The organism is Bacillota bacterium (genome assembly GCA_023511835.1).
In the GTDB taxonomy this organism is placed as follows: domain Bacteria; phylum Bacillota; class Sulfobacillia; order JAIMAT01; family JAIMAT01; genus JAIMAT01.
This window is the reverse complement of the sequence record JAIMAT010000016.1, coordinates 1-25,122: the sequence shown is the minus strand read 5'-3', so window position 1 is coordinate 25,122 and position 25,122 is coordinate 1. Positions and strand designations below refer to the sequence as shown.

General features: G+C 75.4%; 23 protein-coding genes. 17 read left to right on the top strand and 6 right to left on the bottom strand.

All coding sequences use genetic code 11. The annotated features are described in order from the left end of the window. Positions 1-53: 53 nt before the first annotated feature. On the bottom strand, positions 54-1,169 hold the full coding sequence (gene csaB / locus K6U79_04530; GenBank protein MCL6521624.1) for a polysaccharide pyruvyl transferase CsaB: 1,116 nt from the start codon (positions 1,167-1,169) through the stop codon (positions 54-56). Further along, entirely contained in the window at positions 1,166-2,320 is a 1,155-nt protein-coding gene (locus K6U79_04525; protein MCL6521623.1) for a glycosyltransferase, read from the bottom strand. The genes csaB and K6U79_04525 overlap by 4 nt, the downstream gene beginning before the upstream one ends. Before the next feature lie 329 nt (positions 2,321-2,649). Here K6U79_04525 and ftsE point away from each other — a divergent pair, with 329 nt between their 5' ends. From ftsE to K6U79_04490, 7 genes are all read left to right on the top strand, one after another. Further along, a complete protein-coding gene (gene ftsE / locus K6U79_04520; GenBank protein MCL6521622.1) occupies positions 2,650-3,336 on the top strand; it encodes a cell division ATP-binding protein FtsE in 687 nt (228 codons plus the stop codon). After that, entirely contained in the window at positions 3,326-4,213 is an 888-nt protein-coding gene (ftsX, locus tag K6U79_04515) for a permease-like cell division protein FtsX (GenBank protein MCL6521621.1), read from the top strand. Before ftsE ends, ftsX begins: the two co-directional genes overlap by 11 nt. Before the next feature lie 105 nt (positions 4,214-4,318). Beyond that, positions 4,319-5,500, top strand: a complete 1,182-nt coding sequence (locus tag K6U79_04510; GenBank protein ID MCL6521620.1) for a peptidoglycan DD-metalloendopeptidase family protein — start codon at positions 4,319-4,321, stop codon at positions 5,498-5,500. Between the two features lie 99 nt (positions 5,501-5,599). Beyond that, positions 5,600-6,970: a S41 family peptidase gene (locus K6U79_04505; GenBank protein MCL6521619.1), complete on the top strand. Its 1,371-nt coding sequence runs from the start codon at positions 5,600-5,602 to the stop codon at positions 6,968-6,970. Continuing rightward, positions 6,967-7,842, top strand: coding sequence for an MBL fold metallo-hydrolase (locus K6U79_04500; protein ID MCL6521618.1), 876 nt, complete (start codon positions 6,967-6,969; stop codon positions 7,840-7,842). Before K6U79_04505 ends, K6U79_04500 begins: the two co-directional genes overlap by 4 nt. Then, positions 7,839-8,708 (top strand): class A beta-lactamase-related serine hydrolase, encoded by an 870-nt coding sequence (locus tag K6U79_04495; protein ID MCL6521617.1) that lies wholly within the window; start codon positions 7,839-7,841, stop codon positions 8,706-8,708. The genes K6U79_04500 and K6U79_04495 overlap by 4 nt, the downstream gene beginning before the upstream one ends. After that, positions 8,701-9,642 (top strand): hypothetical protein, encoded by a 942-nt coding sequence (locus K6U79_04490; protein ID MCL6521616.1) that lies wholly within the window; start codon positions 8,701-8,703, stop codon positions 9,640-9,642. Before K6U79_04495 ends, K6U79_04490 begins: the two co-directional genes overlap by 8 nt. Here the strand turns inward: K6U79_04490 and K6U79_04485 are convergent. Next, on the bottom strand, positions 9,586-10,590 hold the full coding sequence (locus K6U79_04485; protein MCL6521615.1) for a DMT family transporter: 1,005 nt from the start codon (positions 10,588-10,590) through the stop codon (positions 9,586-9,588). The two genes, K6U79_04490 and K6U79_04485, sit on opposite strands and share 57 nt — an antisense overlap. A gap of 122 nt (positions 10,591-10,712) precedes the next feature. Here K6U79_04485 and glpX point away from each other — a divergent pair, with 122 nt between their 5' ends. From glpX to K6U79_04460, 5 genes are all read left to right on the top strand, one after another. Further along, the gene (gene glpX / locus K6U79_04480) at positions 10,713-11,705 is read left to right on the top strand and encodes a class II fructose-bisphosphatase (protein MCL6521614.1); all 993 of its coding nucleotides are present in this window, start codon (positions 10,713-10,715) and stop codon (positions 11,703-11,705) included. 22 nt (positions 11,706-11,727) lie between these two features. Then, entirely contained in the window at positions 11,728-13,851 is a 2,124-nt protein-coding gene (locus K6U79_04475; protein MCL6521613.1) for a penicillin acylase family protein, read from the top strand. A gap of 99 nt (positions 13,852-13,950) precedes the next feature. After that, the gene (locus tag K6U79_04470; GenBank protein MCL6521612.1) at positions 13,951-14,487 is read left to right on the top strand and encodes a 1-acyl-sn-glycerol-3-phosphate acyltransferase; all 537 of its coding nucleotides are present in this window, start codon (positions 13,951-13,953) and stop codon (positions 14,485-14,487) included. Then, the gene (locus K6U79_04465) at positions 14,484-16,349 is read left to right on the top strand and encodes a glycoside hydrolase family 125 protein (protein MCL6521611.1); all 1,866 of its coding nucleotides are present in this window, start codon (positions 14,484-14,486) and stop codon (positions 16,347-16,349) included. Before K6U79_04470 ends, K6U79_04465 begins: the two co-directional genes overlap by 4 nt. After that, positions 16,346-16,906, top strand: a complete 561-nt coding sequence (locus K6U79_04460) for a mismatch-specific DNA-glycosylase (protein ID MCL6521610.1) — start codon at positions 16,346-16,348, stop codon at positions 16,904-16,906. The genes K6U79_04465 and K6U79_04460 overlap by 4 nt, the downstream gene beginning before the upstream one ends. Positions 16,907-17,576: 670 nt before the next feature. On the opposite strand, the gene K6U79_04455 is transcribed toward K6U79_04460, so the two are convergent. Genes K6U79_04455 through K6U79_04445 form a run of 3 tightly spaced genes read right to left on the bottom strand, consistent with a single transcriptional unit; the run spans position 17,577 to position 19,377 of the window. Next, a complete protein-coding gene (locus tag K6U79_04455) occupies positions 17,577-18,509 on the bottom strand; it encodes an FAD:protein FMN transferase (GenBank protein MCL6521609.1) in 933 nt (310 codons plus the stop codon). Positions 18,510-18,523: 14 nt separating this feature from the next. After that, positions 18,524-18,856, bottom strand: a complete 333-nt coding sequence (locus K6U79_04450; GenBank protein ID MCL6521608.1) for a hypothetical protein — start codon at positions 18,854-18,856, stop codon at positions 18,524-18,526. 41 nt (positions 18,857-18,897) lie between these two features. After that, positions 18,898-19,377, bottom strand: a complete 480-nt coding sequence (locus K6U79_04445) for a hypothetical protein (GenBank protein ID MCL6521607.1) — start codon at positions 19,375-19,377, stop codon at positions 18,898-18,900. Between the two features lie 343 nt (positions 19,378-19,720). Between K6U79_04445 and K6U79_04440 the strand changes: the two genes are divergently transcribed. The 5 genes from K6U79_04440 to K6U79_04420 all read left to right on the top strand — a co-directional run. Next, positions 19,721-21,361 (top strand): S-layer homology domain-containing protein, encoded by a 1,641-nt coding sequence (locus tag K6U79_04440; protein MCL6521606.1) that lies wholly within the window; start codon positions 19,721-19,723, stop codon positions 21,359-21,361. A gap of 106 nt (positions 21,362-21,467) precedes the next feature. Next, positions 21,468-22,727, top strand: coding sequence for an HD domain-containing protein (locus tag K6U79_04435; protein MCL6521605.1), 1,260 nt, complete (start codon positions 21,468-21,470; stop codon positions 22,725-22,727). After that, entirely contained in the window at positions 22,724-23,878 is a 1,155-nt protein-coding gene (bshA, locus tag K6U79_04430; protein ID MCL6521604.1) for an N-acetyl-alpha-D-glucosaminyl L-malate synthase BshA, read from the top strand. Before K6U79_04435 ends, bshA begins: the two co-directional genes overlap by 4 nt. 131 nt (positions 23,879-24,009) lie before the next feature. Next, a complete protein-coding gene (locus K6U79_04425) occupies positions 24,010-24,432 on the top strand; it encodes a zinc-ribbon domain-containing protein (protein ID MCL6521603.1) in 423 nt (140 codons plus the stop codon). Between the two features lie 226 nt (positions 24,433-24,658). After that, the coding region (locus K6U79_04420) for a hypothetical protein (GenBank protein MCL6521602.1) at positions 24,659-25,122 on the top strand (464 nt) is incomplete at its 3' end.

The window sequence follows — 25,122 nt, the reverse complement described above, 5'->3', positions numbered from 1 at the left end:
CGCCGCGCAGACGAACCGCGGGGGCCGGCAGGGGGGCCGGACGGGGGCGGAAGCTAGCCGAGCCGGGAGACGGGGCGCGCGGGGTCCCCGACCATCTGCGCAGCGATGACCGCGTTGCGGCGGGCCAACGGCAGGGCGCGGGCGAGCCGCTCCTCCAGGGCGGCGACGGTCTCCTCCCGCCGGTCCAGCAGGGTATCGACCGCCGCGATCAGCGGCTCCGCCTCCAGCGCCTCCCAGGGGCCCAGCGTGGGCAGGCGGACGTCCCGGAGAAAGCCTTCCACCTTCGGGTCGTAGGCCAGCCCCACGGAGGGGACGCGCCGCGCAAAGGCGAGGATGAGGGCGTGGAGGCGCATGGCCACCAGGAGGTCGGCCTGGCCGACGAGCGATGCAAAAGCGCGCGGCGGCAGCAGGCGCTCGACCAGGCGGACCGGCCGGCGGCAGCGGGCGGCGATGGAGCGCGCGGCGGCCAGGTCGCCGGGCAGCTGCATGGGGACGAAGGCCACCTCGAGGCCCTGCTCCGCCAGGTGGTCGGCGGTCCGCGCCACCGCCTCCTCCGAGCGCGGCGAGGGCCGCCAGGGACGGACGCAGAAGAGCGCCAGGGGACCCCCGCCCAGGCCCAGCTCCGAGCGCAGAGCGCGCGCCGGCGCCGGTTCCAGCGGTTCCAGGGCGACGGCCGGGTCGGAGGTGAGCTCCGCCCGCGCCGCCACCTCCGGGGCCAGCTGGTGGAGGAGGTGGAGCGAGCCGCTGTCCCGTACCGTCACGCGCGTGGCGGCGGCCAGCGCCTCGCGCGCCAGTCGTCGTGCCAGGCGGGTGCGCAGCGGGCCGATGCCGTTGGCGTAGATCATCACCGGACGCCCCAGGCGGTGTGCCCAGAGGATGAGGCCGGCGTAATAGAGGAGCGAGCGGAAGCTGGTGGCGTCCTGCAACAGGCTGCCGCCGCCGGAGATGAAGAGGTCGGCTCCGGCCAGCGCCCGCCGCACCGCCGGCAGGCTCCAGCGGTCCACGGCCTCCACGCCCAGGGCTTGGCGCGTCGCCTCGGGGTGGGCGGAGAGCACGACCAGATCCACCCCCGGCAGCTCAGCGCGGAGCGCGTCCACCATGGCGGTGAGGAGCGCCTCGTCGCCCGTGTTGCCGAAGCCGTAGTACCCCGCCACCACCACCCGGCTCACGGCTTCCCCGCGCCCCCCCTCGTCCCGCCGGCCAGCGCGCGCCCGGCGCGTGCCGCCACGGCCCTGCGGTAGACCTCCTCCACCCGGGCGGCCGTCTGCTCCACGGAATACCGCCGGTGGACCGTCTCGCGTCCCAGTGCCCCCAGGCGCCGGCGCAGCGGCTCGTCGCGCAGCAGGCGGAGCAGGTCGGGGAGGAGGTTGGCGGCCTCGATGGGCCGGCCGAAGCCGCGGGCGGTGAAGTTGCGGGCCTCGAAGTCGGCCAGTCGCTCCTCGCTCAAGATGCCGCCGTAACCGCCGTTGCCGGAGATGATCACCGGGCGGCCGGCCGCCATCGCCTCCAGGGCCGAGCGTCCCACGGCCACCACCAGCCAGGCGCGGAGCAAAAGGGCGGGGACGTCCTGGCGGGCCCCCGGCGCCTCCACCACGGTCCGCCCGGCGCGCGCGTTGGCCTCCTCGGCCGCCCGGCGCACCCGTTCCAGCGCGTGGCCCGCGCCGGCCACCAGGACGCGGGCGCCGGGCACCTCGGCGGCCAACCGCGGCGCGACCTCGGCCAGGGCCAGCGCCGTCTCCGTGAACTCACTCAGCCGGCTGACGTGCAGGACGAGGGGAGCGTCCGCGGGCAGGTCGAGGCCCGCCGGCGCCGGCGTGGCGGAGGCGGGGGCGTACTCCTGCAGGTCGATGCCGTTGGGGATCACCAGCACGCGCGAGGGGTCCGCGCCCAGGCGTCGGACCAGGTGGTCGCGGACGTCCTCGCTGACCGCGATGACCAGCTCTCCCCAGCGGGTGACGCGCCGCCAGAACCAGCCGCCCTGGTAGAGGCCGTGGTAGGTGGTGACCAGGGGGACGTCGCTGCCTGCCAGCGCGTGGTCGGCCACCCAGGCGGGGATGCGGGCGTGGGCGTGGACCAGCTCGATACCCCGCCGGCGGACCAGCGCCCGCAGGCCCTTCACCGCGCTGGCCAGCCGCCAGGGCTGACGGCTGGCCAGCGGCAGGAAGTGATGCGGGATGCCGGCCTCTGCCAACCGTGCCACCAGCCGGCCGCCACCGGAGACCACCTCCGCCTCCAGACCGCGCCGTCGCAGGGCGCGGGCCAAACTGACCACGTGCGTCTCGGCCCCGCCCAGGTCGAGCGCCATGGCGGCCAGGAGCACGCGACGCGGGCCCGGTGCGGCCGGGCTGGCGTCCGTGCGCGTGAGCTCGGGGGAACCGGCGCCGCCGGGTGCCTTCGCGGATCCTCCCCTCCTTCCGTCTCCTGCTACGGCCGGCTTCGCCCGCTCACCTGCCGGCGCGTTCCATGTCATGCGGCGAAAGGTGTTGACGAAAGCCTGGCGATCCTGGAATTGGTCGACAGAAACGGCTCCGCATGGACAGGACTTGTCCTCCAGGCGTCGAAAAGCGCTAGTCGTGGGCCGCTTCTGTGCGCCCATTTTACGGCAACGTAACCGCCGGCCCACCCCGTCCAGTTACCGAGGTGTCGTCGTTGATCGAAATGTCCGGTGTCAGCAAGGTCTACCCTAACCGGGTCGTGGCCCTGCACGACATCAATCTTCGGGTGGAGAAGGGCGAGTTCGTCTTTCTGGTGGGACCGAGCGGGGCGGGAAAGTCGACCATGATCCGCCTCCTCTACCGGGAGGAGGTGCCGACGGCGGGCGAGATCGTGGTCGCCGGCTACCGCCTCCGCACCATGCGCCGGAACCAGGTGCCCCTGCTGCGCCGCCGCGTCGGCGTGGTCTTCCAGGATTTTCGGTTGCTTCCGGATCGCACGGTCTTCGACAACGTGGCCTTCGCGCTGGTGGTGACGGAGGCGTCGCGGCGGGAGATCCAGCGCAAGGTGCCGGCGGTCCTGGAGATGGTCGGGCTCCGCCACCGCGCGCGCGACTACCCCCGCCAGCTCTCGGGCGGCGAGCAGCAGCGGGTGGCCCTGGCCCGGGCGATGGTCAACTCGCCGCCCATCCTGATCGCGGACGAGCCCACCGGCAACCTGGACCCGGCCACCGCCTGGGGGCTGATGGAGCTCCTCCAGGAGATCAACCAGAGCGGTACGACGATCCTGATGGCCACCCACGCCGAGAACATCGTCAACGCCATGAACAAGCGCGTGGTCCAGCTGGCCCACGGAACCATCGTGCGCGACGAAGTGGCGGGGAGGTACTCGCTTGAAGGCTAGGACATGGGGCTTCGTCCTGCGCGAGGGCGGTCTCTCGCTGCGCCGGAACTCGACCATGAGCCTGGCCTCCGCCGGGACGGCGGCGGTGACGCTGCTCATCCTCTTCCTCTTTGTCCTGGCGGCGCTCAACCTGAGCCACATGACCCAGGTGCTGGAGGCGCAGGTCCAGGTGGTGGCCTATCTGAAGCCCACCTTCCAGCGCAGCGACGTCCCCGGTCTGCTCGCCCAGGTGCGGCGGATCCCGGGGGTGCGGTCGGTCACCTTCGTGACCCGGGAGCAGGCGCTGGACCGGTTGCGCGCCCAGTTCGGCGACCAGGCGGCGCTCCTCGACTCGGTTCAGGACATGAATCCGCTGCGCGACGAGCTGGACGTGCACGTACCCGACCCCGGCAGGGTGGACGCGGTGGCCCGCCAGCTGAAAGCGCTGGGCGTGGTGGAGAACGTCAGCTACCCCGCGGAGACGCTCCACCGGCTGGACGCGCTGGCCGGATGGTTGCGCAACGCCGGCATCGTGCTGGCCGCGCTGCTGGGGGCGGCGACGGTCTTCCTCATCGCGAACACGATCCGGGTGACGGTCCACGCACGCCGCCACGAGATCGCCATCATGAAGCTGGTCGGCGCCACCGACGCGCTCATCCGCTGGCCCTTCGTCGTCGAAGGGGCGGTGCTGGGCCTCGTGGGCTCGCTGGCCGCCCTGGGCGTCGCCTGGGCCGGGTACTCCTGGATCTACCAGCGTGTCACCCAGAGCCTGCCCTTCCTGCCTCTGCTGCCGGCGCGGGCGATCCTCCGGGCGACGGCGCTGGAGATCGTGGTCGCGGGTCTTCTCATCGGCATGCTCGGCTCCGGCCTTTCACTCCATCGCTATCTGCGCGTCTGAGCCGGCCGCCGGCGGAGCGCGCGGGCGCGAGTGCGTAGCGCGGGGGGCGGAGCCGCGGAGGCGGAGGAGGAGAGGATGCGAGGCCTACAGCGAGGAAGGAACTGGTTGGCCGGCGGGCTGGCGGCGCTCCTGCTGGCACTGGCGGTGCTCGCTCCCGCGCCCGGCGTGCGAGCGGGCTCCACCAGTTCCAGCGACCCCGGCGCCATCCTGCAGGAGATCCAGCGCACCCAGCAGCGGCTCAGCCAGATGCAGTCGCAGGCGAGCCGGACGCGCCAGCAGCTGTCGACGGTGCAGAGCCGGGCGGCGGCGGCGCAGAGCAAGCTGAACCAGCTCCGGCAGCAGCTCCAGGTGACGCGCCAGGAGCTGGCGCGTCGCCAGAACGAGCTGGCCCAGGCCAGGCAGCGGCTGGACCAGCTGCAGGCGGCGCTCGCGGCGGCCCAGGCACGTCTGGAGAGCCAGCAGCAGCGGCTGGGCGACCGCCTGCGCGCCACCTACGAGGCGGGGACCGTCTCCTACCTGGAGGTCCTCCTGGCGGCGCGGAACTTCGCCGACTTCGTCACCCGCTTCCAGCTGCTGGAGCGCATCGTGGCCGCCGACGTCGACCTGCTCCACCAGGTGCAGGCGCAGCGCGCCGAGGTGGCGCGTCAGACGCAGTTGCAGGAGCAGCAGGTGGCCCGGATCAGCGAGCTCACCCGGCAGGTGGCGTCGGCCAAGCAGGCGCTGGACCAGAAGACCGCCCAGCAGCAGCAGGTGACGCTGGAGTATCAGCAGAGCGCGGCCGAGTTGCAGGCGGCCTTGGACGAGGAAGAACGAGCCAGCCAGGAGGTGCAGGCGGAGCTCCAGCGCCTGCAGCGGCAGTACGAGGAGGCGCTCCGCCTCTCGGGCGCGGTGGTGTTGGAGTGGCCGCTCAGCTCCTTCGTCGTCACCTCGACCTTCGGCTCGCGCTACCATCCGATCCTGAAGCAGTGGCGCATGCATACCGGCATGGACCTGGCCGCCCCGTCGGGGACGCCCATCCACGCGGCGGCGCCGGGCGTCGTCTTCTATGCCGGCTGGATGTCGGGTTACGGCAACACGGTCATCCTGGTCCACGGAAACGGCATCTCCACGCTCTACGGCCACATGTCGCAGATCCTGGTGCAGGCCAACCAGCAGGTCTCGGCCGGCCAGGTGATCGGGCTGGTCGGCATGACGGGCCTGGCCACCGGCCCGCACCTGCACTTCGAGGTGCGCGTCAACGGGACGCCGGTCAATCCTCAGGACTACGTGGGCAGGGTCATCCGCTAGGGGGAGGCGGCACGAGGCGGCCCCGGCGAGCGGCCGGGGCCGCTTCGTCTCTTCGCGCGGCCGGACCTATAATGATGGTCTTCGAAAGGCGGTGAGCGGATGTCCCAACCCTTCGCCGGGCAGGAGCCTCCCGCGCCTCCCCGCCGGCCCGGCCCGTCGTGGCGGGCGGCCGTCGCCGGCGCCCTCCTGATCGCGCTGCTCGCGGGGTCGCTGGGCTACGCGGTGGCGGACCAGCGGCTCGCCAGCGCGCTGCGCGGCCTGCCCACCACCAGCGAGGACGCGGCGACCCTGCGGCAGCTCCAGGGCACGCCCGCCTTCCAGGACTTCCTGCAGACGCTCACCCTGATCCGCACCCGTTACGTCGACGCGCCCGACATGCAGAAGGTGCTCGCGGGCGCCACCAGCGGGGCGCTGGCGGCCCTCCACGACCCGTACTCGGTCTACTTCGACCGGAGCGCCTTCACCAGCTTCAGCAGCGACACCACCGGCGAGTACGGCGGCATCGGCGTGCAGGTGACCGAGCAGGGCAGCTACGTGGTGGTGCAGACGCCTTTCCCGAAGACGCCCAGCGCCACCACCCCATACGAGGGGGCCAAGCCCGGCGATCCGGTGGGCCTGAGGCCCGGCGACCGCATCGTCCAGGTGGACGGGCGGAACGTGACCGGGACCGGCGTGGATGCGGTAGCGCAGATGATCCGCGGGAAGCCGGGCACGACCGTGGTGCTGGGCGTCGACCGCCCTCTGCCGGGCGGCCATGACGTGCAGCACCTGGTCTTCCGCATGGTGCGCGCCAACGTGGTGGTGCCCACCGTCCAGTCCAAGATGCTCCCCGGCTCCGTCGGCTACCTCCAGATCAGCCAGTTCACCGAGAAGACTCCGCCGCTGGTCCGGCAGGCGCTGGACCGCCTCCGCGGCCAGGGCATGCGCGCGCTGGTCCTCGACCTGCGCTACAATCCGGGCGGCTCGCTGGACGCCGTCGAGCAGATCGCCGGCATGTTCCTGCCGGGCGGGAGCCCCATCGTGCACACGGTCGACCGGAGCGGCCGCCGCCAGACGGCGACGGTACCGGGGGACGGCAAGGGAATCGGGGTGCCGCTGGCCGTCCTCGTCAACGGCGCCAGCGCCAGCGCCTCGGAGATCCTCTCCGGTGCGCTCCAGGACCTGGGCGTGGGGACGCTGGTCGGCGAGCGCACCTTCGGCAAGGGCCTGGTCCAGCAGATCTACCCCTTCCCCGACGGGACCGGCATCAAGCTGACCGTGGAGCGCTACCTGACCGCCTCCGGCCGCGATATCAACAAGCACGTCGACCCGCGCACCGGGCAGACGGTGGGCGGCATCCAGCCCAACGTCACCGTCAAGGCGCCCAGCAATTGGGACACGTCGCTGATGGGCAAGCCGGGGCAGGACCCGCAGCTGGACGCGGCGCTCGGGCTCCTCGAACAGCAGCTGCGCGGGGGGGCGGGAGGATGACGGCCGGATCGAGCCAGGCGGCGCTCCGTTGGCTCACTTCCTGGGGCGTCGTGGAACCGCTGGAGCGGGGGCTCTGGCGCCTGGCGGAGCCGATCGGGCGGACCGGCGAGTGGGGCGTCGAGTGGGTCAACGCCTTTCTGGTGGCGGGCGAGCGCCGGGCGCTGCTCTTCGACAGCGGCATCGGCGTCGGGCCGCTGGAGGCGGTGGTCGCGCTTCTCTGCGACCTGCCCCTGACGGTGGTGGTCAGCCATGCGCACTGGGACCACGCCGGCGGCGCGCGGCGGCTGGCCCCTCGCGTGCGGGAGGTGCTGGCCCATCCCGCCGATGCGGCGGCGCTGGCCGCCGGCGAGCCGGGCGAGTGGCTCCGCCGGGCGCTGGAGGAGGAGGTGCGCCGCGGCCGCCTCGCCCCGGAGGACCTGCCCGGCGAGGGCCACCTGGCGCCCCTGGCGGCGGGCGCCGCGGAGGAGGGGGTGCTGGAGCTGGGCGGGCGGCGCGCCCGCCTGCTGCACACGCCCGGCCACACGCCGGGCAGCCTCAGCCTGCTGGTGGAGCCGGAGGGCTGGCTCTTCCCGGCGGACCTGGCCTACCGCGGCGGGCTTCTCTGGCTCCAGGAGGCGGAGGCCGACCTGGACGCCTACGCGCGCAGCCTCGACCGCCTGCGGGCGCTGGACGGGGTGCGCGCGCTCTTCGGCGGCCACGACCTGGTTGCCCAGTCGCCGAGCATGCTGGAGGAGCTGCGCGCCGCCTTCGAGCAGGCGCGCGAGCGAGCCGCGCGAGGCGCTCCGGAGGGGGCGGCGGCGGGCCAGGAGGGCGCACTGCGGGTGGAGGTGGGGGGCTTCGGCTTCTTGATGCCGGGAGGGGGGACGGGATGAGCGGGATGGAGACGGGGAACGGGCTGGCGGGGCGGTTGGCGGCGCGCCTCGACCCGCTCCTGGAGGCGGCGCCGGGGCGCGTGGCGCTGGTGGTGGAGGGGCTGCACCGCGGCCGTCTCTACGCGCGAGAGGCGGAGAGGCCCTTCTATCCCGCCAGCGTGATCAAGCTGGCGGTGATGGTGGAGGCCTTCGCCCAGGCTGCGGAGGGGCGCGTCGACCTGGAGGAGGAGCTGCCGGTCCGCGCCGCCGACATGGTGACCGGCTCGGGGGTCCTCCAGTACCTGCTCCCCGGGCGGCGCTACCCCCTGGTCGACCTGGTGACGCTGATGATGATCGTCAGCGACAACACCGCCACCAACGTGCTCATCGACCGTCTGGGCGCGGAGGCCATCAGCGCGCGCATGCGCGCGCTCGGCCTGCCGGGCATCGCCGTGCGCCAGAAGCTCCAGGTGGTGCCGGTCCCCCCGGGGCCGCGGAACGAGATGACGGCCGGCGAGACGGCCCGCCTGCTGCGGCTGATCGGCCTCGGCCGGGTCGTCTCCTACGATGCCTGCCGGCGTATGGTGGCCATCCTGGAGGCGCAGCAGCTGGACCTGGACTTGGCGGCCCGCCTGCCCGACCCCGACCCCGAGGAAGTGGGGCAGGCCCCGCGCTGGCGCTGGGCGCACAAGACGGGCTGGGTGCGGGGCCGGCTGCACGACGCGGGCCTCCTCTACCTGCCCAACGGCGTCTGGGCGGTGGCCGCCTTCACCGAGGGCTTCGCCCACCCGGAGGAGGCCCGGGCCGTCCTGGCGGCCGCGGGCGAGCTGCTCTACCGGGAGCTCCTGGAGGCGGGCGACGCGCCCGGGGAGGAGCGGGATGGCTGAGCCGGACCGCCTGCCCGCGGGCGCGGAGGCGCTGGCCGCCGCGCTGCGGGCGCGGCAGCGGGCCAACGGGGCCTTCCTGGCCGGGGAGGGGCGGGCGCCGCTGACGGCGGGCGCCTGGGCGGCCTGGGCGCTGGACCTGGCCGGCGAGGGGGAGCGGGCGCGGGCCTTCCACCTCTGGGCGGGCCGTCTCCTCCGCCGGGCGGCCGAGGGGGCGGGCGGCGGGAGGGGCCGGGCGGGCGGTGCCTGGCTTCCCTCCGCCTATCGGCTGGCGCCGGGGGGGAGGGGCGGACCGGAGGCGGGAGGCCTCTCGGGCGCGGCGGCGACGGGCACCTGGCTCTGGACGCTGGCCCGCCACCTGGAGCGTCATGGCCTGGCCGCCGTCCCTGGGAGGCTGGCGCAGCCCGTGAGGGCGGCCGTCACGGCGCTCCTCGAGCTGGCCGGGGCGCTCCCGGAGGGCGAGGAGGAGCCGGCGGGTGTCGCGGCGGCGGAGCGGGCGGCCGCCCTGGCGGCCGTCTTCGCCGGGCTCAACGCCATGGATCGCTGGTTCGCGCTGGCCCCGCTCGCCGGCCGCCTGGTCCGCCTCTGGAAGGAAGTGTCGGCGGCCGTGGAGGCGGCCGCCTCGGCGGTGCTCCCCGCCGCCGTGCGCGCCCCCCTGCTGGTGGCGGGGGTGCCCTTCGACGTGGTCGACCCGCGCGGCGCCGCCTACCGGGCGCTGCTGGAGCGCCAGCTGGGCGAGAGCCCGGCGGGGCGGCGGGACGCGGTCGGCCTTGCGCTGGAGGCCTGGGCGCTCCTCTGCGCGGGGCGGCCCGAGGCCGCGGAGGAACGACGGGTGCGGCTGACGGAGCTGGAACCGGCGGGGGAGGAAGGGCTGGCCACGCTAGCCCTGGCGCTGGTGGCCGAGCGGGCGCGGTCGGGAGGCGGCCTCTGCCCCTGAGGCGGCGGCTCCGCCGGTGCGGCCGTCCGCGTGCAGGCGGCGGGCGGCGGGCGGCAGCCGCAGGCTGAGAGCGATCCCGGTCAGGATCATCAGGTCGCCCGCCACCGCCCCCACCGAGGGGCGCTCGCCCAGGAGGAGCCAGGCCAGCAGGCCGGCGCCCACCGGCTCGCCCAGGATGCTGACCGAGACCAGCTGCGCGGGCAGCCAGCCCAGCGCCCAGCTGAAGAGGGTGTGGCCGAAGATGGTGGGACCGACGGCGAGGCCCGCCATCAGCGCCCACTCCCGCCCGCCCGCGGGCAGGAGAGGACGGCCGCTCAGGGCGAGCCAGCCGGCCAGGAGCGCCGAGGCGGTCAGGTAGACCACCACCGAGTAGGGCAGCGTCTCGGTCTCCCCGCGGACGCGCCGGCCCAGGAGCAGGTAGGCGGCCATGGCCAGCGCCCCGGCCACGGCCAGCAGGTCGCCCTCGAGCGCCCGGGGCGAGAAGCCCCAGTCGGCGCCGCCCACCAGGCCGCTTCCGGCCACCGCCAGGGCGCTCCCCCACCAGGCGGTGGCGGGCGCCGGGCGGCGCAGCCGCCAGCGGTCCCAGAACAGGATGAAGACGGGATGGATGGTGACCAGCGTCACCGAGCTGGCCACGCTCGTCAGCAGGAGCGACTGGTTCCAGGCGGCGAAATGAACGGCCAGCGCCAACCCCGAGGCCAGGGTGGGCAGCGCCTGCCGGCCGAGCCGCAGGGCGCCGGCGCCGTGGCGGAGGAGGGCGGCCGGGAGGAGCAGGAGCGCCGCCAGCAGGAGGCGCCAGAGCGCCACCAGGAGCGGGTCGGAGGCCGAGGCCCGGGTCAGGATGGCGGCGGAGGAGATGGCCGCCACACCCACCAGGAGCGCCAGGGTGGGAGCGGCCGCCGCCGCGGGCTCGGGCGGGCGCGTGGAGGCCGGAGCGGGGCCGGGCAAGCGGCAACCCCCCGTCGGAGGCGACCGGCGGCGTCGCGACCGCGGCTCTCGCCGGGCGGGTCGCCGGCCGGGTCGGATATGGTTGGCGAGATTCGAGAGAGGACGGCGATCTCCCTTTGCCCCTGGAGCGGGAGCTGGCGCTGGAGTTCGTGCGGGTGACCGAGGGCGCCGCGCTGGCGGCCGCCCCCTGGATGGGCCGCGGCGAGAAGGAGGCGGTCGACGGCGCCGCGGTGGAGGCCATGCGCGCCCTCTTCGACACCGTGGACATCGACGGGACGGTGGTCATCGGCGAGGGCGAGATGGACGAGGCGCCCATGCTCTACATCGGCGAGCGGCTGGGCACCGGGCGCGGGCCGGCCGTCGACGTGGCCGTCGACCCGGTGGAGGGGACCAACCTGGTCGCCCGCGGCCTTCCGGACGCCGTGGCGGTGGTGGCCGTGGCCCCGCGGGGGACGCTGCTTCACGCGCCGGACATGTACATGGAGAAGATCGCCGTCGGCCCGGAGGCGGCGGGCCGCGTGGAGCTGGACGCGCCGCCGGCGGAGAACGTGCGCAGGGTGGCCAAGGCCCTCGGCAAGGACGTCTCGCAGGTGACGGTCATCCTCCTCGACCGGCCCCGCCACGAGGGGATCGTGCGCGAGCTGCGGCGGATCGGCGCCCGCATCCGCTTCATCCCCGACGGCGACGTGGCGGCTGCGCTGGCGACGGCGCTGCCCGAAAGCGGCGTCGACCTGATGCTGGGCACCGGCGGCGCGCCGGAGGGCGTGCTGGCGGCCGCCGCCCTGCGCTGCCTGGGGGGCGAGATGCAGGCGCGCCTCCTGCCCCAGAGCGAGGAGGAGAGGGAGCGCTGCGTCGCCATGGGTCTCGGCGACCCCCGCCAGGTGCTGACCATGCGCGAGCTGGTGCGCGGCGACGACGTCATCTTCAGCGCCACCGGCATCACGCCGGGCAGCCTCCTGCGCGGCGTCCGCTTCACCCGCCAGGGCGCGGAGACGGAGACGCTGGTGATGCGGGCCTGGACGGGCACGGTTCGGAGGGTCCGGGCCTTCCACCACCCCGAGAGGAAGCCGGTCCTCCGCGACCTGCCTCCCTTCCGGAACCGGGCGCAAGAATAGGAACGGACGGGCGGGCGAGGCGGTGGCGATGGGGGAGGCACGCGGGCTGTCGCGATGGGTGACGGCGGGGGCCGCCGGGCTGCTGGTGGCGGCCACCGAGCGCTGGCTGCGCCGCGCCGGCATGAACCGGAGCCTGCCCGGCCTCGACTCCGAGGCAGAGATCGCGCGCGACGCCCGCGGCTGGGCGCACGTCATCGCGCGCACCGACTGGGACCTCTTCTTCACCCAGGGCTACTGCACCGCCCAGGACCGGCTCTGGCAGCTGGAGCGGCTGCGGCGCTGGGTCGACGGGCGCCTGGCCGAGCTCGACGGCCCGGCGGCGCGGCCGCTCGACCGCTGGATGCGCACCCTCGACCTCCGCCGGGTGGCGCGCGAGTCGGCCGCGCGCCTCGGCCCGGAGAGCCGCCTGGCCCTGGAGGCCTACGCCGACGGCGTCAACGCCGCCCTCGCCGCCGGCAGCGCCGGGCCGGGCCTCCGCCTGTCGGGGCCCGGCCTCTTCCGGCCCTGGAGCGTGGAGGACTCGCTGGCCGTCGAGCGGCTCTTCGCCTGGTGGCTGGAGGGAGGGCAGATCTACGGCGAGCTGGTCGAGCTCTCCACCCGGCTGGCCGAGCGCGGCGAGACGCTGGAGGCGGCGCTCGACCTGGCCGATCTCCTCCTGCGCACGGGCACGGGCTGGCCGGGGAGCCGCGGCGGCGTGGCCTGGGCCGTGGCGGGGCGGCGCGCCCAGGGGGGGCGGCCGCTCCTGGCCGGCAGCCTGGAGCTGCCGCTGCGGCTGCCGCCGCTCCTCCACCCCGTCCACCTGGTCAGCCTGGACGGCCGCATCAACGCCGCCGGCGTCGCCCTCGCCGGACTGCCCGGCCTCTGGGCCGGGCGCAACCCGGCCGTCGCCTGGCTGGCGGTGCCCGCGGGGCCGGGCGGCGCGCACCTGCGGCTCGGGAGGGCGGCCCCCGGGACCGCGGCGGTGGCTCTGGACGACGCGCTGAGCCGCTACCTGGGCCCCCTCTGCCTGGAGTGGCCGGGGCTGGCACCGAGGGATCGCCTGGCCGGCCTTCTCCGCGGCCTGCGCGCCGAGAGCGCCCGGCAGCTGGCGGACTTCCTGGCCGAGGCGCCCCCCGGCCCCCTCCACCTGGTGGCGGCCGACCGCGCGGACCACATCCTCTACCGGCTGCTGGGACCGGGCGGCCCGTCGCCGCGGGAGTCGGTACCGGCGGTGGAGGATCCGCAGGCGGCCTGGATCGCGGTGGCCGGCCAGCCCGTGCTGGAGGGGGGGGAGGGGGACGGCCTGGGGCGGCCCTCCTGGGTGCGGGGCAGCGTCCGCTACGACCGCCTGGTGGAGCTGCTCCGCGCCCGCGACGACTGGTCGGCCGGCGGCATGGCGGAGCTGCTGGCGGACCTGCACGACCCCCTGCCGGTCCGGCTCTGGCCGCGCATGGCCCCGGTGCTGCGGGGCGAGGCCTGGACGGCGCGCGAGGCGGAGGCGCTGGCGCTGGTGGAGGCCTGGGTCGCCGCCGGCGCGCCCGAGGGGACCGAGGAAGCGGCCCCCGCCCTCTGGCACCTCCTGCTCTGCGAGCTGGCCGCGGCGCTGGACGGCGGCCGGCTGCCCGAACGGCTGCGGCTCCACCGGCTGCGCGCCCTGGCCGCGCCGGCCGGCGCCGCCCGCCTGCTCGTCGGGAGCCCGGAGAGCCTGGCCGAGCTCCCGGCCGCCTTCCGGCGTGCGGTGGCCTGGCTGGAGCGGAGGCAGGGGCCGGAGCCCGGGCGCTGGCGCTGGGGCCGCCTGCACGTCCTGCAGCCGCCGGAGCGGGCCGAGGAGTTCCCCGTCCGCCCGGCGCGGGCGCCGCGGGGGCCCCAGGCGCTGCCCGGGTCGGAGACCACCCTGCAGGCGACCGTGGCCGACCCGGCGCGGCCCTTCCTGGTGACGGCCGGGGCGGTCTGGAGCATGGTGGCCGACCTGGGCGCCGCCGACCACCTGGAGGGACGCCTTCTCGGCGGGGCGGGCGGCGGACCCGGCGGCGTCCGCCTCGACGAGGGGCTGCGCGAGGGGGCGGGGGCGGTCCTGCACCGCTTCGAGCTGGATCCGGTGCGCGTCGCCTCGCGCCGCGGCACCGTCCGGCAGATCCTGCGCCCCCGGGCGCGCGGCGGGAGGTGAGGAGGGCTGCTCCGCGAGAGGCTGTACGCGCTCCTCAAACCGCCCGTGCGCGCCGCCCTCTGGCTGCGGTACAGGAGCCGCGTCTACGGATGGGAGAACGTGCCCGCCCGGGGGCCCGTCATCCTGGCCGCCAACCACATCAGCGCCGCCGACCCCGTCCTGATCGCCGTCGTCTGCCCGCGCCGGGTGCACTTCATCGCCAAGCGCGAGCTGCTGCGCTACCCGCTGGTGGGCCCCGTGGTCGGCGTCTTCGCCATCCCCGTCGACCGCAGCCGGGCCGACCCGGGCGCCATGCGGCAGTCGCTCCGCGTCCTCGGCGAGGGGGGCGTGGTGGGCGTCCACTACGAGGGGACGCGCAGCCGCAGCGGGGTACCGCTCAGGCCGCGCCAGGGGGTGGGCTTCCTGGTGGAGCACAGCGGCGCGCCGGTGGTGCCGGTGGCGGTGGAGGGGACCAACCAGCCCTTCCCGTCGCGCGCCTGGGTCTGGTTCGGCAAGCCGCTCCGCTTCTCGCGCGAGGAGGCGGCCGACCACGGGCGCGTGGCGGCGCGCGTGGCGGCCGAGGTGGAGGCCATGCGCCGGCGTCTCCGCCGCCTGGCGGGGATCGGCGAGCCGCTGCGCGGGGGGGTGGAGGGTTGAGCCTCGTCCGCACCACGCCGGAGGCGCTGCCGGAGGCCGAGCCGCCCCTGGTGACCGGCAACGCCTATGTGACGTTGCCCGAGGTGCGCGCGGGCGACGGCGCGGTCCTCTCGGCCGGCGTCCTCCACGGACGGCTGGCGGGGCTGCTGGAGTGGCGGGGCGCGGGCGGCCGGCCGCTGGTCCTGCCCGAGATCCGCCTGGAGGGGCGCCCGCTCCCCGTCCGCTGGCGCCCCCGCAGCTGGCCGGAGGGGCCGCTCTGGGCCCTCCGCCTGGCGGGCGAGGCGGGCGGCTGGAACTTCCTCTGGGAGATCGTGGCGCCGGAGGAGGAGCGGGGCTTCGCGCTGGCGCTCTCCGCCCGCGCCCCGGGCGGCTCGGTCGGCGACGTGGAGCTCGGGCTCCGCTGGTCGCTGGCCGCCCCCGCCTACGCCGCACTGCGCAGCCGCCCCGGCGGGGGCCGGGTGGAGGGCGCCCTCGACCGCTGGACCGGCGCCTGGGTGGCCGAGGCCCGCCCGGGGCCCATCCTGGCCCTCGCTTTCCGCGCCGAGCCCGCCGGGGCGAGGCTGGAGCCGCCGGGAGGGGAGGAGGGGGAGGAAGGAGCCGGGGTGGCGGTGCGGGCGGCCATCGCCCCCGGCGAGGAGGCGCGGCTCGTCGCCTACGTGGCCGTCGCGCGCGAGGCGGACGGGGCGTCGACGGGCGCCGTCCACCTGGCGCGACGCGGCTTCGCGGCGCTCTGGCGCGAGGCGGAGGAGTCCGCCCGGAGCCGGGCCGACCGCGCCAGCGGCGGGCGCTGGCGGAGCGACCCCGTCGCCCTGCGCGCCGTGCGCAACCTGCTCTTCAACCTGCACTTCGCCACGGGGCGGACGCTCGACGGCGAGGAGCCGGTATGGGTCACCTCGCGCTCCCCCCGCTACTACGTGGCAGGCGCCCACTGGAGCCGGGACGCGCTCCTCTGGAGCCTGCCCGGCCTCCTGCGCCTCGACCCGGCGCGGGCCCGCCGCTGGCTCCTGGCCGCCTGGGCGGTCTACGGGCGGAATGCCGGCGAGCACAGCCTCTACCTCGACGGGACCGTGCTCTACCCGGGCTTCGAGCTGGACCAGCTGGCCGCCTTCCCGCTGGCGACGGCGCTCTACGCGCGCGCCACGGGCGACCGGGCCGTCTGGCGCGAGCCCGAGGTGCGCGAGCGGCTGCCGGAGCTGGAGTCGCGCCTTCTGGCCGCGCGCGAGGAGGGGCGGGCGCTCTACCGGACGTTTCTCAACCCCAGCGACGACCCCGTCCAGGAGCCCTACCTCACCTACGACCTGGCGCTGGCGGCGGCCGCCTGGCGCGCGCTGGCGGAGGCGCGCGAGGGCGAGGGCGACCGCGCCGGCGCCTTCCTGAGGCGGCGGGAGGCGGAGGCGATCCTGGCGGAGCTCCGCCGCGAGGCGGTGCTGGACGGCCCCTTCGGGCCCATGTGGGCGTGGTCCTTCGACGGCCGCGGCGGGCGGAGGCCGGGCGACGAGCCGGCGGGAAGCCTGATGCTCCTCCCCTACTACGGCCTGGCGGAGGGTGGCGACCCCGTGCAGCACGCCACGGCGCGCTGGATCCACTCGCCCGCCAACCCGTTCGGTCCCCGCGGCCGCTTCGCCTGGCCCCGCTCCGCCCACGCCGACCACCCCTGGCTGCTGGCGGCGATCAGCGACATCCTGGCGGGCTGGGAGGTGGAGCGCCGCCTCGAGGAAGTGGCGGCGGCCCCCCTGGACGGCGGCCTCGCCTGCGAGACGGTGCGGGAGGAGGACGGCTCGGCGGCTACCGGCGCCGCCTTCGCCACCTGCGCCGGCTGGCTGGGCCACGCCCTGCTCCTGGCGCTGGAGGGACGGGCGTGAGCGCCGGCCCCGCGGCGCCGCGCCCCGTCCCGCCCGTCCTGGCGCAGGGGCTGGCGCTGCTGGTGGTGGGCTACAACCCGGGCCGTCGAAGCGGCGCCACCGGCCACCACTTCGCCGGCCCGGGCAACCGCTTCTGGCGCCTCCTGGCCGCCTCGGGCTGGACGCCCGCCGAGCTTCGCCCGGAGCAGGACCGGGAGCTGCCCCGCTACGGCCTGGGCATCGTCAACCTGGTCGACCGCGTGACGCCCGGTTCCGCCGACCTGAGCTGGTCGGAGATGGTGGAGGGGGGACGGCGCGTCCGCGCCCTGGCCGAGCGCTGGCGCCCGCGCCGGCTGGCCTGCCTGGGGAAGGACGTGGCCCGCGCCGTCCTGGGACGGGCGCGGGCCGCCCCCCTGGAGTGGTCGCCGGAGGCCGGTCAGTTGGACTGCTCCTGGGGCCGTCTCCCCGTCGCCTGCCTGCCCAACCCGTCGGCGCGGAGCACCGTGCCGCCGGAGCTCCAGCTGGCGCTCTGGCGGGAGCTGGCCGCCGCGGCCGGGGCGGGTGGCGAGGCCAGATAGCGGGTGGCGGCCAGCAGCAGGAGCGCCGCCCCGCTGGCCGCGTAGAAGAGCCGGAAGGCCGGTGTGTCGCTGCCCGCCAGCACGCCGTGGAACCAGGCGGCCGCCCAGGCCACCGCCGAGAGGCGGTGGAGCGGAAGCCAGAGGCGGCGCGCCACCTGCGGGCTCCAGCGGCGGGCCATGCGCGGCCCCAGGCCCGCGCTCAGCGCCGCCACGAGCGCCAGGTAAGCCGCCAGCACCCCGGCCGCCACGGGACCGGCGCGGTAGCCGGAGGCTCCCGGGATGACCGCCCCCTTCCAGCCCACCTGGACGTAGGGGTCGAGCGCCAGGGCGGTGGCGTGGGCGGCCACCAGCACCAGGGCGGCCACCGAGAGGACGGTGTGCGTCCGGTAGAGGAAGTCGGGCGACGGGCGCCGCCTCCCCAGCCGCCAGGGGTGGGAGAGCCAGACGCCCACCATCACCGCCAGCTCCAGCAGCAGATAGGCGGTCATCCCGGCCGCCCGGGCCACGATCCACGGGAACATGCGGTTCCCCAGCAGCGGCGAGGCCAGCGTCGCCAGCAGGTAGCCCACCAGCCAGCCGGCCGTCATCCACAGGAAGAGCGCCCCCAGCGAGACCGCCGGACGCTCTTCTTCTGCCCAGTCGGACGCCGTGCGCCCGGTTCGATCCGCGTTCATGCGACCACCCTCCAGATCAGCCAGGGGTCCATAGCCGGGCTCCAGCCCAGCCTCCCCTCCTCCGTCACCCAGAGCGCGGCGAGTCGCTCGCGCTCGGCCAGCGCACCGATGCCCTCCAGGCCCTCCACGAAGAGCGCCTTGGACCAGACCTCGCACCAGGCCGGGTCGGCGCCGACGACGGTGACCGCCAGCAGTCCCGAGTCGGCCGGCTCGCCGGTACGGGGGTCGATCAGGTGGTGCACCCGCTCCCCCCCGGCCAGCCAGCTGCGCCGCCGGACGGAGGAGGTGCAGACCGCGCGGTCGCGCACCGCCAGGACCGCCACCGGCTGCTCGCCGCCGCGCGGGTCCTCCACGCCCACGTGCCAGCCGTCGCCCCGGGGCCCGCCGCCGCGGCAGTAGAGGTCGCCGCCGGCGTTGACCAGGAAGTTGCCGCTGGCGCCCGCCATCTCGCGCGCGGCGAGGCGGACGGCATACCCCTTGCCGATGCCGCCCAGGTCGAGCGCGGCCCCGCGCAGGCGGAGCTGCCGCGCCCGGGGCCGCCGCTCCAGCCAGGCGCCGCGGCGCGCCGCGCGCGGCCTGCCGCGCGGAGCCGGCAGCCGGAGCGGCTCCTCGTCCAGCGGCAGGGTCCGGTCGTAGCCGATGCGTACCAGCGCCTCCAGGACGCGCGGGTCGAAGCGGCCGCCGGTCCGCCGCCAGGCGCGACGGGCCAGGTTGACGACCTCGTAGAGCAGCGGCTCCACCTCGCGCCAGCGGCCGGGCTCGGCGTTGAAGCGCATGAGGGGCGAGTCGTCGCGAAAGCGGGTGCAGACCCGCTCCACCTCGGCGAAGCGGCCGAAGGCCCTCCTCGCCGCCTCCTCGACGCCGGGCCGGGCGTCGAGGTCGCGGATGAGGATCGCGGTGGCCATGGCCCGGCCGTGCCACTCGCCCACGCGACTCCCTTCCTTCAGCTGGCTCCCGTCATGGTCTGGATCTGGGGCATGGGCGGCAGGCTGGGCGGCGCGGCGGGCGCCGGGAGGCTGGCGGCCTCGCCGGCCACCTGCTGCACCTTCTGGCCCAGCTGGTCCACCTGCGACTGGACGGAGCGGATGCGGGCGTCCAGCTGTCGCGACTGCTCCAAGAGTTTCCGCGTCTCCGGCGGAAGCTTGGCCGTCTCGAGCTTCGCGCTCTGCGCGGCCACGGGGTGGGCCGGCCGCGGCGTGTGCCCGCCGGCCCAGGCGACGGCGCCCCCGAAGAGGGTGAGGGAGGCGGCCACCCAGCCCGCAGTCCAGCGGGCCATGCGTTTGCGTCGCTGTTCCAGCGTCCTGCGTGCGGCGCGCCTCACTCGCCCCACCCCTCGGAGCCCTCGCCGCCGCCCGAGCCGAAGAGCCAGATGCCGCCCTCGTTCTCGTGCTCACGCTGACCTCCGCCGGCCGAGGCGCCGGTGAAGGTGTCGACGTTGGGCGCCTGGGTGGACTGCCGCTGCAATTGCTGCTGCTGGGCCTGGAGCTGGGCGAGGCGCGAGCGGGCGGCCGCCACGGCGGCCAGCTCCTGCTGGAGCTGCTGCCGGGCCGCGGCCAGCGCCTGCTCCAGCTGCTGTTCGCGCTGGTTGAGCGAGGCCACGGAGCGCTCCTCGGCGGCCACCTGCTGCGCCAGCTTGCTCTGCACCGCGGCCAGCTGGCTGGTCGAGAGCGAGGACGAGGAGGAGACGCTGGGCGCCGCCTGTACCACCCCCGGCGCCTGCCGGAGTGCGGCGGCGCCGCCCGCCACGAACGCCCCGGCTGCGCCCAGAACCGCCAGCGTGCGTCCTACCCGTGCCATCGGTTCACGCTCCCCTCCCGGAGCCCTTTCCCCGGATCCGGGCTCGTGCCAGAGGTTATCCGCCACTTCTCACGCGCGACCAAGCGGAAGCTGAGAGGCGGGTAAGAATCCGGCCGCCGGTCGCAGCCCGCGCCGGCGGATTACAGCTCGGTTACGTTCACGCTTCTTCAATTGAGCCTCTCTTTCGCGCCATGATAGCCTGCCTTGCGGAACCGGTCGAACGGAAGCCGGTCGACCGGAGGCGCCCAGAGCCGTTCCGCGTGCCTCCGCTCCAGGCCGCCGCGGGCGCCACGAGGAGGCGCGAATTCCTGGCGGCGCCTGGACCCCTGGGGAGGTCGAGCCGTTGTCTTCTCCTCATCGCAGAAGAGGCGTCGGCCGTCTGCTGGCGGTCGTCGCCCTGGTGGCGGTGCTGGCCTCCGCGCTCCCGGCGGGCACCGCCTCCGCCCAGTCCCCCACCCGCTTCACCGACATCAGCGGCCACTGGGCCGAGCCCTTCATCCTGGCCGCGCAGGCCGCAGGCGTCGTCACCGTCCCCGACGACGGCAAGTTTCGCCCGGACCAGCCCATCACCCGTCTCGACTTCGCCGTCTGGATGGCCCGGGCGATGGAACTCCAGCCGGTCACCCCGGCCAGGCCGCCCTTCACCGACTGGACCAGCATCCCCGCCGACCAGCAGGGCCTGGTGGCCGCGGCGGTGCAGGCGGGCGTGCTGAAAGGCTACCCTGACGGAAGCTTCCAGCCCAATCGGTCACTCAACCGGGCGGAGATGGGTGTCATCTTCGGACGCGCGCTGGAGAAGCTGGGGGTGACGGCGGAGCCCCGTTACTTCTACGAGTTCGGTGACCGGGCGGCCATCCCGACCTGGGCGGCCGACGCCAGCGCCGCCGTCAAAGAGGGCATCATCCTGGGGCGGCCCTCCCAGCCGGGCCAGCTGGCCCTCTACGCCCCGTATGCCACGACCACGCGGGCGGAGACGGTCACCATGCTGGTCCGCTTCATGAACGCCCGCTTCCAGCTTCTCGGCGTACAGCCGGCGCCCAAGCCGGTGCCCCAGGCGGGCACCCTCCTGACCGGCTGGGCCACCGCGCAGGACCTGGCCTCGCTCAACCTGGGGGCCGACCGCGTCAGCTGGGTGATCGCCTCCGGCTACACGGTCGACAGCTCCGCCAGCGGGGCGGGGGGCCTAGTGGGTGCGGACAGCCCGGCGCTCTTCCAGTGGGCGCGCGACCACCAGAAGCCGCTCCTGGTCCGCGTCAGCCTGATGGGCGGCCCCGCCATCCACGCGGTGCTGGCCGACGCCCAGGTCCGGGCCCGCCTGGTGCAGAACATCATGACCGTGGTCGACCGCGGTTACGGAGGCGTCAACCTCGACTTCGAATACCTGCAGAACGCCGACCGGGACCTCTTCACCCAGTTCGCCACGGCCCTGGCCCAGCAGCTGCACGCGCAGGGGCTGCTCCTGACCATCGACCTCCCCTGGCGCGACCAGGCGGCCGCCAGCACCTGGGGGCACGACTTCGACTACGTCGCCCTGGGCCGCGTGGCCGACTACCTCATCGTCATGACCTACGACCAGCACTACGCCACCAGCGCTCCCGGCCCCATCGGCTCCATACCCTGGATGGCCCAGGGACTGGCCTGGGCGGTCAGCCAGGCGCCGGCGCAGAAGATCCTGCTGGGCATTCCGGCCTATGCCTACGACTGGGCCCAGGGGGAGCCGACGCGCGCCTGGTATATTGAAGGGGCGCTCAACCTGATCGCCCGCTACCAGGCCCAGCCCGTCGCGCACTCCGACCTGGGCGAGACGCAGTTCTTCTATACGGACAGCCAGGGCGTGCGGCACGAGGTCTGGTTCACCGACAGCTCCGGCCTGGCGGCCAAGCTGGCCCTGGTCCAGCAGTTCCACCTCGCCGGCGCGGCGGTCTGGAAGTTCGGCTACGAGACGCCGGACTGGTGGGGCGTCTTCCGCCAGGTGCTGCACTAGGCGGCCCTCCCCGGACGGCGGGCGGGAGGGCGTGCCGGGCGGCGGGGCGTCCCCCCGCGCCCGCCGTTGGCGGGGGAGGTGTGCGAGCATTCCCGGCGACAAGGTCTTGCGCGACCCGGTGCACGGGCTGATCCGCCTGCCGCCCGAGATCGTGGCCGTGGTCGACGCGCCCGAGCTGCAGCGGCTGCGCCGCATCGCCCAGCTGGGGATGAGCCCGCTCACCTTCCATGGCGCCGAGCACTCCCGTTTCGGCCACGCCCTGGGCGCCATGTACCTCTTCGGCGAGGTGGCCGAGCAGCTGGAGCGGGTGGGGCTGCCGCTCCCGCCCGAGTCGCGCCTGGTGGGGGCGCTGGCCGCGCTCCTCCACGACGTGGGCCACGGTCCGCTCTCCCACGCGCTCGAGGCGGAGAGCACGGGCGGGCTGGGGCACGAGGCGTGGGGGCGGCGCATCCTGCTGGGGGAGACCGAGATCCACCGCCGCCTGGAGGCGCTCGACCGCCGCCTTCCGGAGCGGATCGCGGCCGTGCTGGAGGGGCGCGAGCAGCCGCTCCTCCACCACCTCATTTCCAGCCAGCTGGACGTGGACCGCATGGACTACCTGATCCGCGACTCGCTCTTCACCGGCGCCAGCGCCGGCCACTTCGACGCGGGCCAGCTCATCCACGTCCTGGGCGGCGTACACCAGGCGCACCCGGTGGTCCGCAACAAGGGCCTCTGGACGGTGGAGGAGTACGTCTTCGCCCGCTACTACATGTACCAGCAGGTCTACCACCACAAGACCACCCGCGGCGCCGAGCGCCTCCTGCAGGCGGCGGCGGCGCGGGCGCGGCGCGCCTACGCCGAGGGGCGGCTCGAGGCCCGAGGCCCCCTTCCCGCCCTCCTCCTGGGAGAGGCCGGGGTGGCGGAGTACCTGGAGGTGGATGACGCCGAGCTCTGGGTCGCCCTGAAGCGCTGGCGGGAGGCGGACGACCCGGTCCTGGCCGACCTCAGCCGCCGTCTCCTGGAGCGTCGGCTGCTCAAGCCGGTCTACCGCCGGAGCTTCCGCGGCCTGGACGAGCAAGCCCTGCGCCGCGCGCACGAGCTGGCCGCCCGCGAGGTGCGCTCGGCCGGCTACGACCCGGACGCCTACCTCCACCTCGACCGCCGGGGCCGGCCCGGCTACGCGCCCTACCGCGGGGCGGGCGCGGGCGGGGCCCCCATCTGGGTGGAGGACGAGCGCGGGAGGCCGGTGCCGCTGGAGGAGCTCTCGCCCGCCGTGGCTGCGCTGACCGTCCCCCGCGAGGCGGTGGTCTGGTACGCTCCGGAAGAGCTGCGGGAGAGGCTCGCCCCGCTGCTGGAGCGCGCCATGGCTGAGGCGGAAGGGTGAGGCGGGCGGGAAAGGCGGGTTCCGAAGCGTTGCGCATCGCCATGGTCGGCTACCCCGCCTACGGCGGCAGCGGCGTGGTGGCCGCCGAGCTGGGCCTCGCCCTGGCGCGGCGGGGTCACGAGGTCCATTTGGTCAGCTACGAGCTGCCCTTCCGGCTGCGGAGGGTCGGCGCCGAGGCGGAGCGGCTGATCCGCTTCCATCGCGTGGAGGTGCCGCGATATCCGCTCTTCGACTACCCTCCCTACGAGCTGGCGCTGACCAACAAGCTGGTCGACGTCGCCCGGCGGCAGCAGATCGACCTCTTCCACGTCCACTACGCCATCCCCCACGCCGCCGCCGCCGAGCTGGCGCGCGAGATCCTGGCTCCGCGGCGGCTGCCGGTGGTGACCACGCTCCACGGCACGGACATCAGCCTGATCGGTCGGGATCCTTCTTTCCGCGAGGTGACCGCCCACAGCATCCGCCGGAGCGACGCCGTGACCGCCGTCTCCCGCTGGCTGGCGGAGGAGACCGCCCGCCAGCTGGCGGTGCCGCCGCCGCTGGTCATCCCCAACTTCGTGGACGCCGCCGTCTACCGGCGCCGCCCCCAGCGGAGACTGGCCGCGGAGGGGGAGCTGCTGGTCTGCCACGTCTCCAATTTCCGGCCGGTAAAGCGGGTGGACGCGGTCGTCCGCATCTTCGCCCGCGTTGCGGCGGCGGTGCCCGCGCGCCTCCTGATGGCCGGTGACGGCCCGGAGCTGGGCGCCGCCGAGGCCGAGGTGGACGCGCTGGGCGTCGGGGAGCGGGTGCACTTCCTGGGGCGCCGCGACGACGTGGCCGACATCCTGGGCGAGGCCGACGTCCTCCTCCTCCCCTCGGCGACGGAAAGCTTCGGGCTGGTGGCGCTGGAGGCGATGGCGGCGGAGGCGGTGGTGGTCGCCTCCGACCGGGGCGGCCTGCCCGAGGTGGTGAGCGACGGCGAGACCGGCTTTCTCTTTCCCCCGGAGGCGGAGGAAGCCATGGCCGAGGCCGTCGTCGCCCTGGCGCGCGACCCCGAGCGGCGCCGCGCCATGGGGCGGGCGGCACGCCGGCGGGCGCTGCGCCACTTCGGCGTCCGGGCGGTGGTGGGGGCCTACGAGCAGCTCTACCGCAGCCTCGCCGACGTCTCCTGAGCGCGCCGGGTTCAGGAGGGCGCCGGCGGCACCCCGTGCGGAGGCGGCTTGAAAAATTCCCTTTGCATGCATCCCTCCCATCGAATATCTTTCCAGGGTAAGCGCAAGCTTTGGCACGAGGGGGAGCATGGATGGACGAACAGCAACTGCTCGAGGAAATCTTGCGGCGATGCGACGAGGGAGGGGGCAAGTTCTCCGTCCCCGTTCAGGAGCTGGCGGAGACGCTGGGCGTGGAGCGGAGCAAGCTTTACTACCTGCTGAACAAATGGCGTGAGAAGGGCCAGCTCGAGACGCGCAACCGGGGCCGCCTGGGCATGGAGATCGGCCGCCCGGGCAGCGGCGTGGCGCGTCCGGCCGGTCGCGCCCGCGCCCGCGCCGCCGCCCGCCCGGCCGCGCGCGGCCGGCGGGGGCGGCAGGCGGCGGAGGTGGCGGCCTCGGCCGCCGAGGGAAGGCTCTTCTGCCCCTGGTGCGGCGCGCCGGTGGCGGAGGAATGGCGGTACTGCTATCACTGCGGCAACCGGCTGCCCGAGAAGGCGGAGATTCCCGGCGCCTGAGGGGCGGACCTTGTCGAAACAAGCGCGGGAGGACGGAAGACGGCCCGAGGAGACGGGCCGTCTTTCCACGTCTACAGGCTCTTAGGGCGTCAAGTTGATTGCGACAAGCCTTCAAGTAGCTGCGGAACCTCGACTGGCGAGTAAGTTTGAAGTTCCCCGCACATACTCGCCACGTGCCGTGGGAAGCACGCTCCCGCGGAGGTTGCGGCGAAAGGAGGCTTTCTTCATGCCTGGGCGGGCGGTGATGACCGGTCTGCTCGTCGTCACCGTGGCCGTTTCGGCCGCCGGGGGGGCGGCGCTGGCGCGGGCGCTGGCGCCGCGCGCTGCGGTGGCGGCCGAGGCCGGGCGCGGCCCGGCTGGAGGCGCGCGGCAGGCGGGCGGGCGGGCCGCGGCCAAGGAGGATCCGCACTTACGCCCCTCCCCGCCGGTCGGAGGGGCGGGGAGGCGGGCGGCGGGGACCGCGCCGGCGCCGGGGCCGGGAGCGGCGGTCGCGGACGCCGGCTCGCGGGACGGGCTCGCCGCCAACCTGGCCGAGGCCATCCTCGCCGGCGGGACGCCCATGGACGCGGAGCAGGTGGCGGCGGTGGCCGCCAGCATCGCCCGTGCGGCGGCGCGGTACGGGCTCGACCCGTGGCTGGTCTACGCCGTCATCCGCCGCGAGAGCGGCTTCAATCCCGCCGAGCGGGGGGC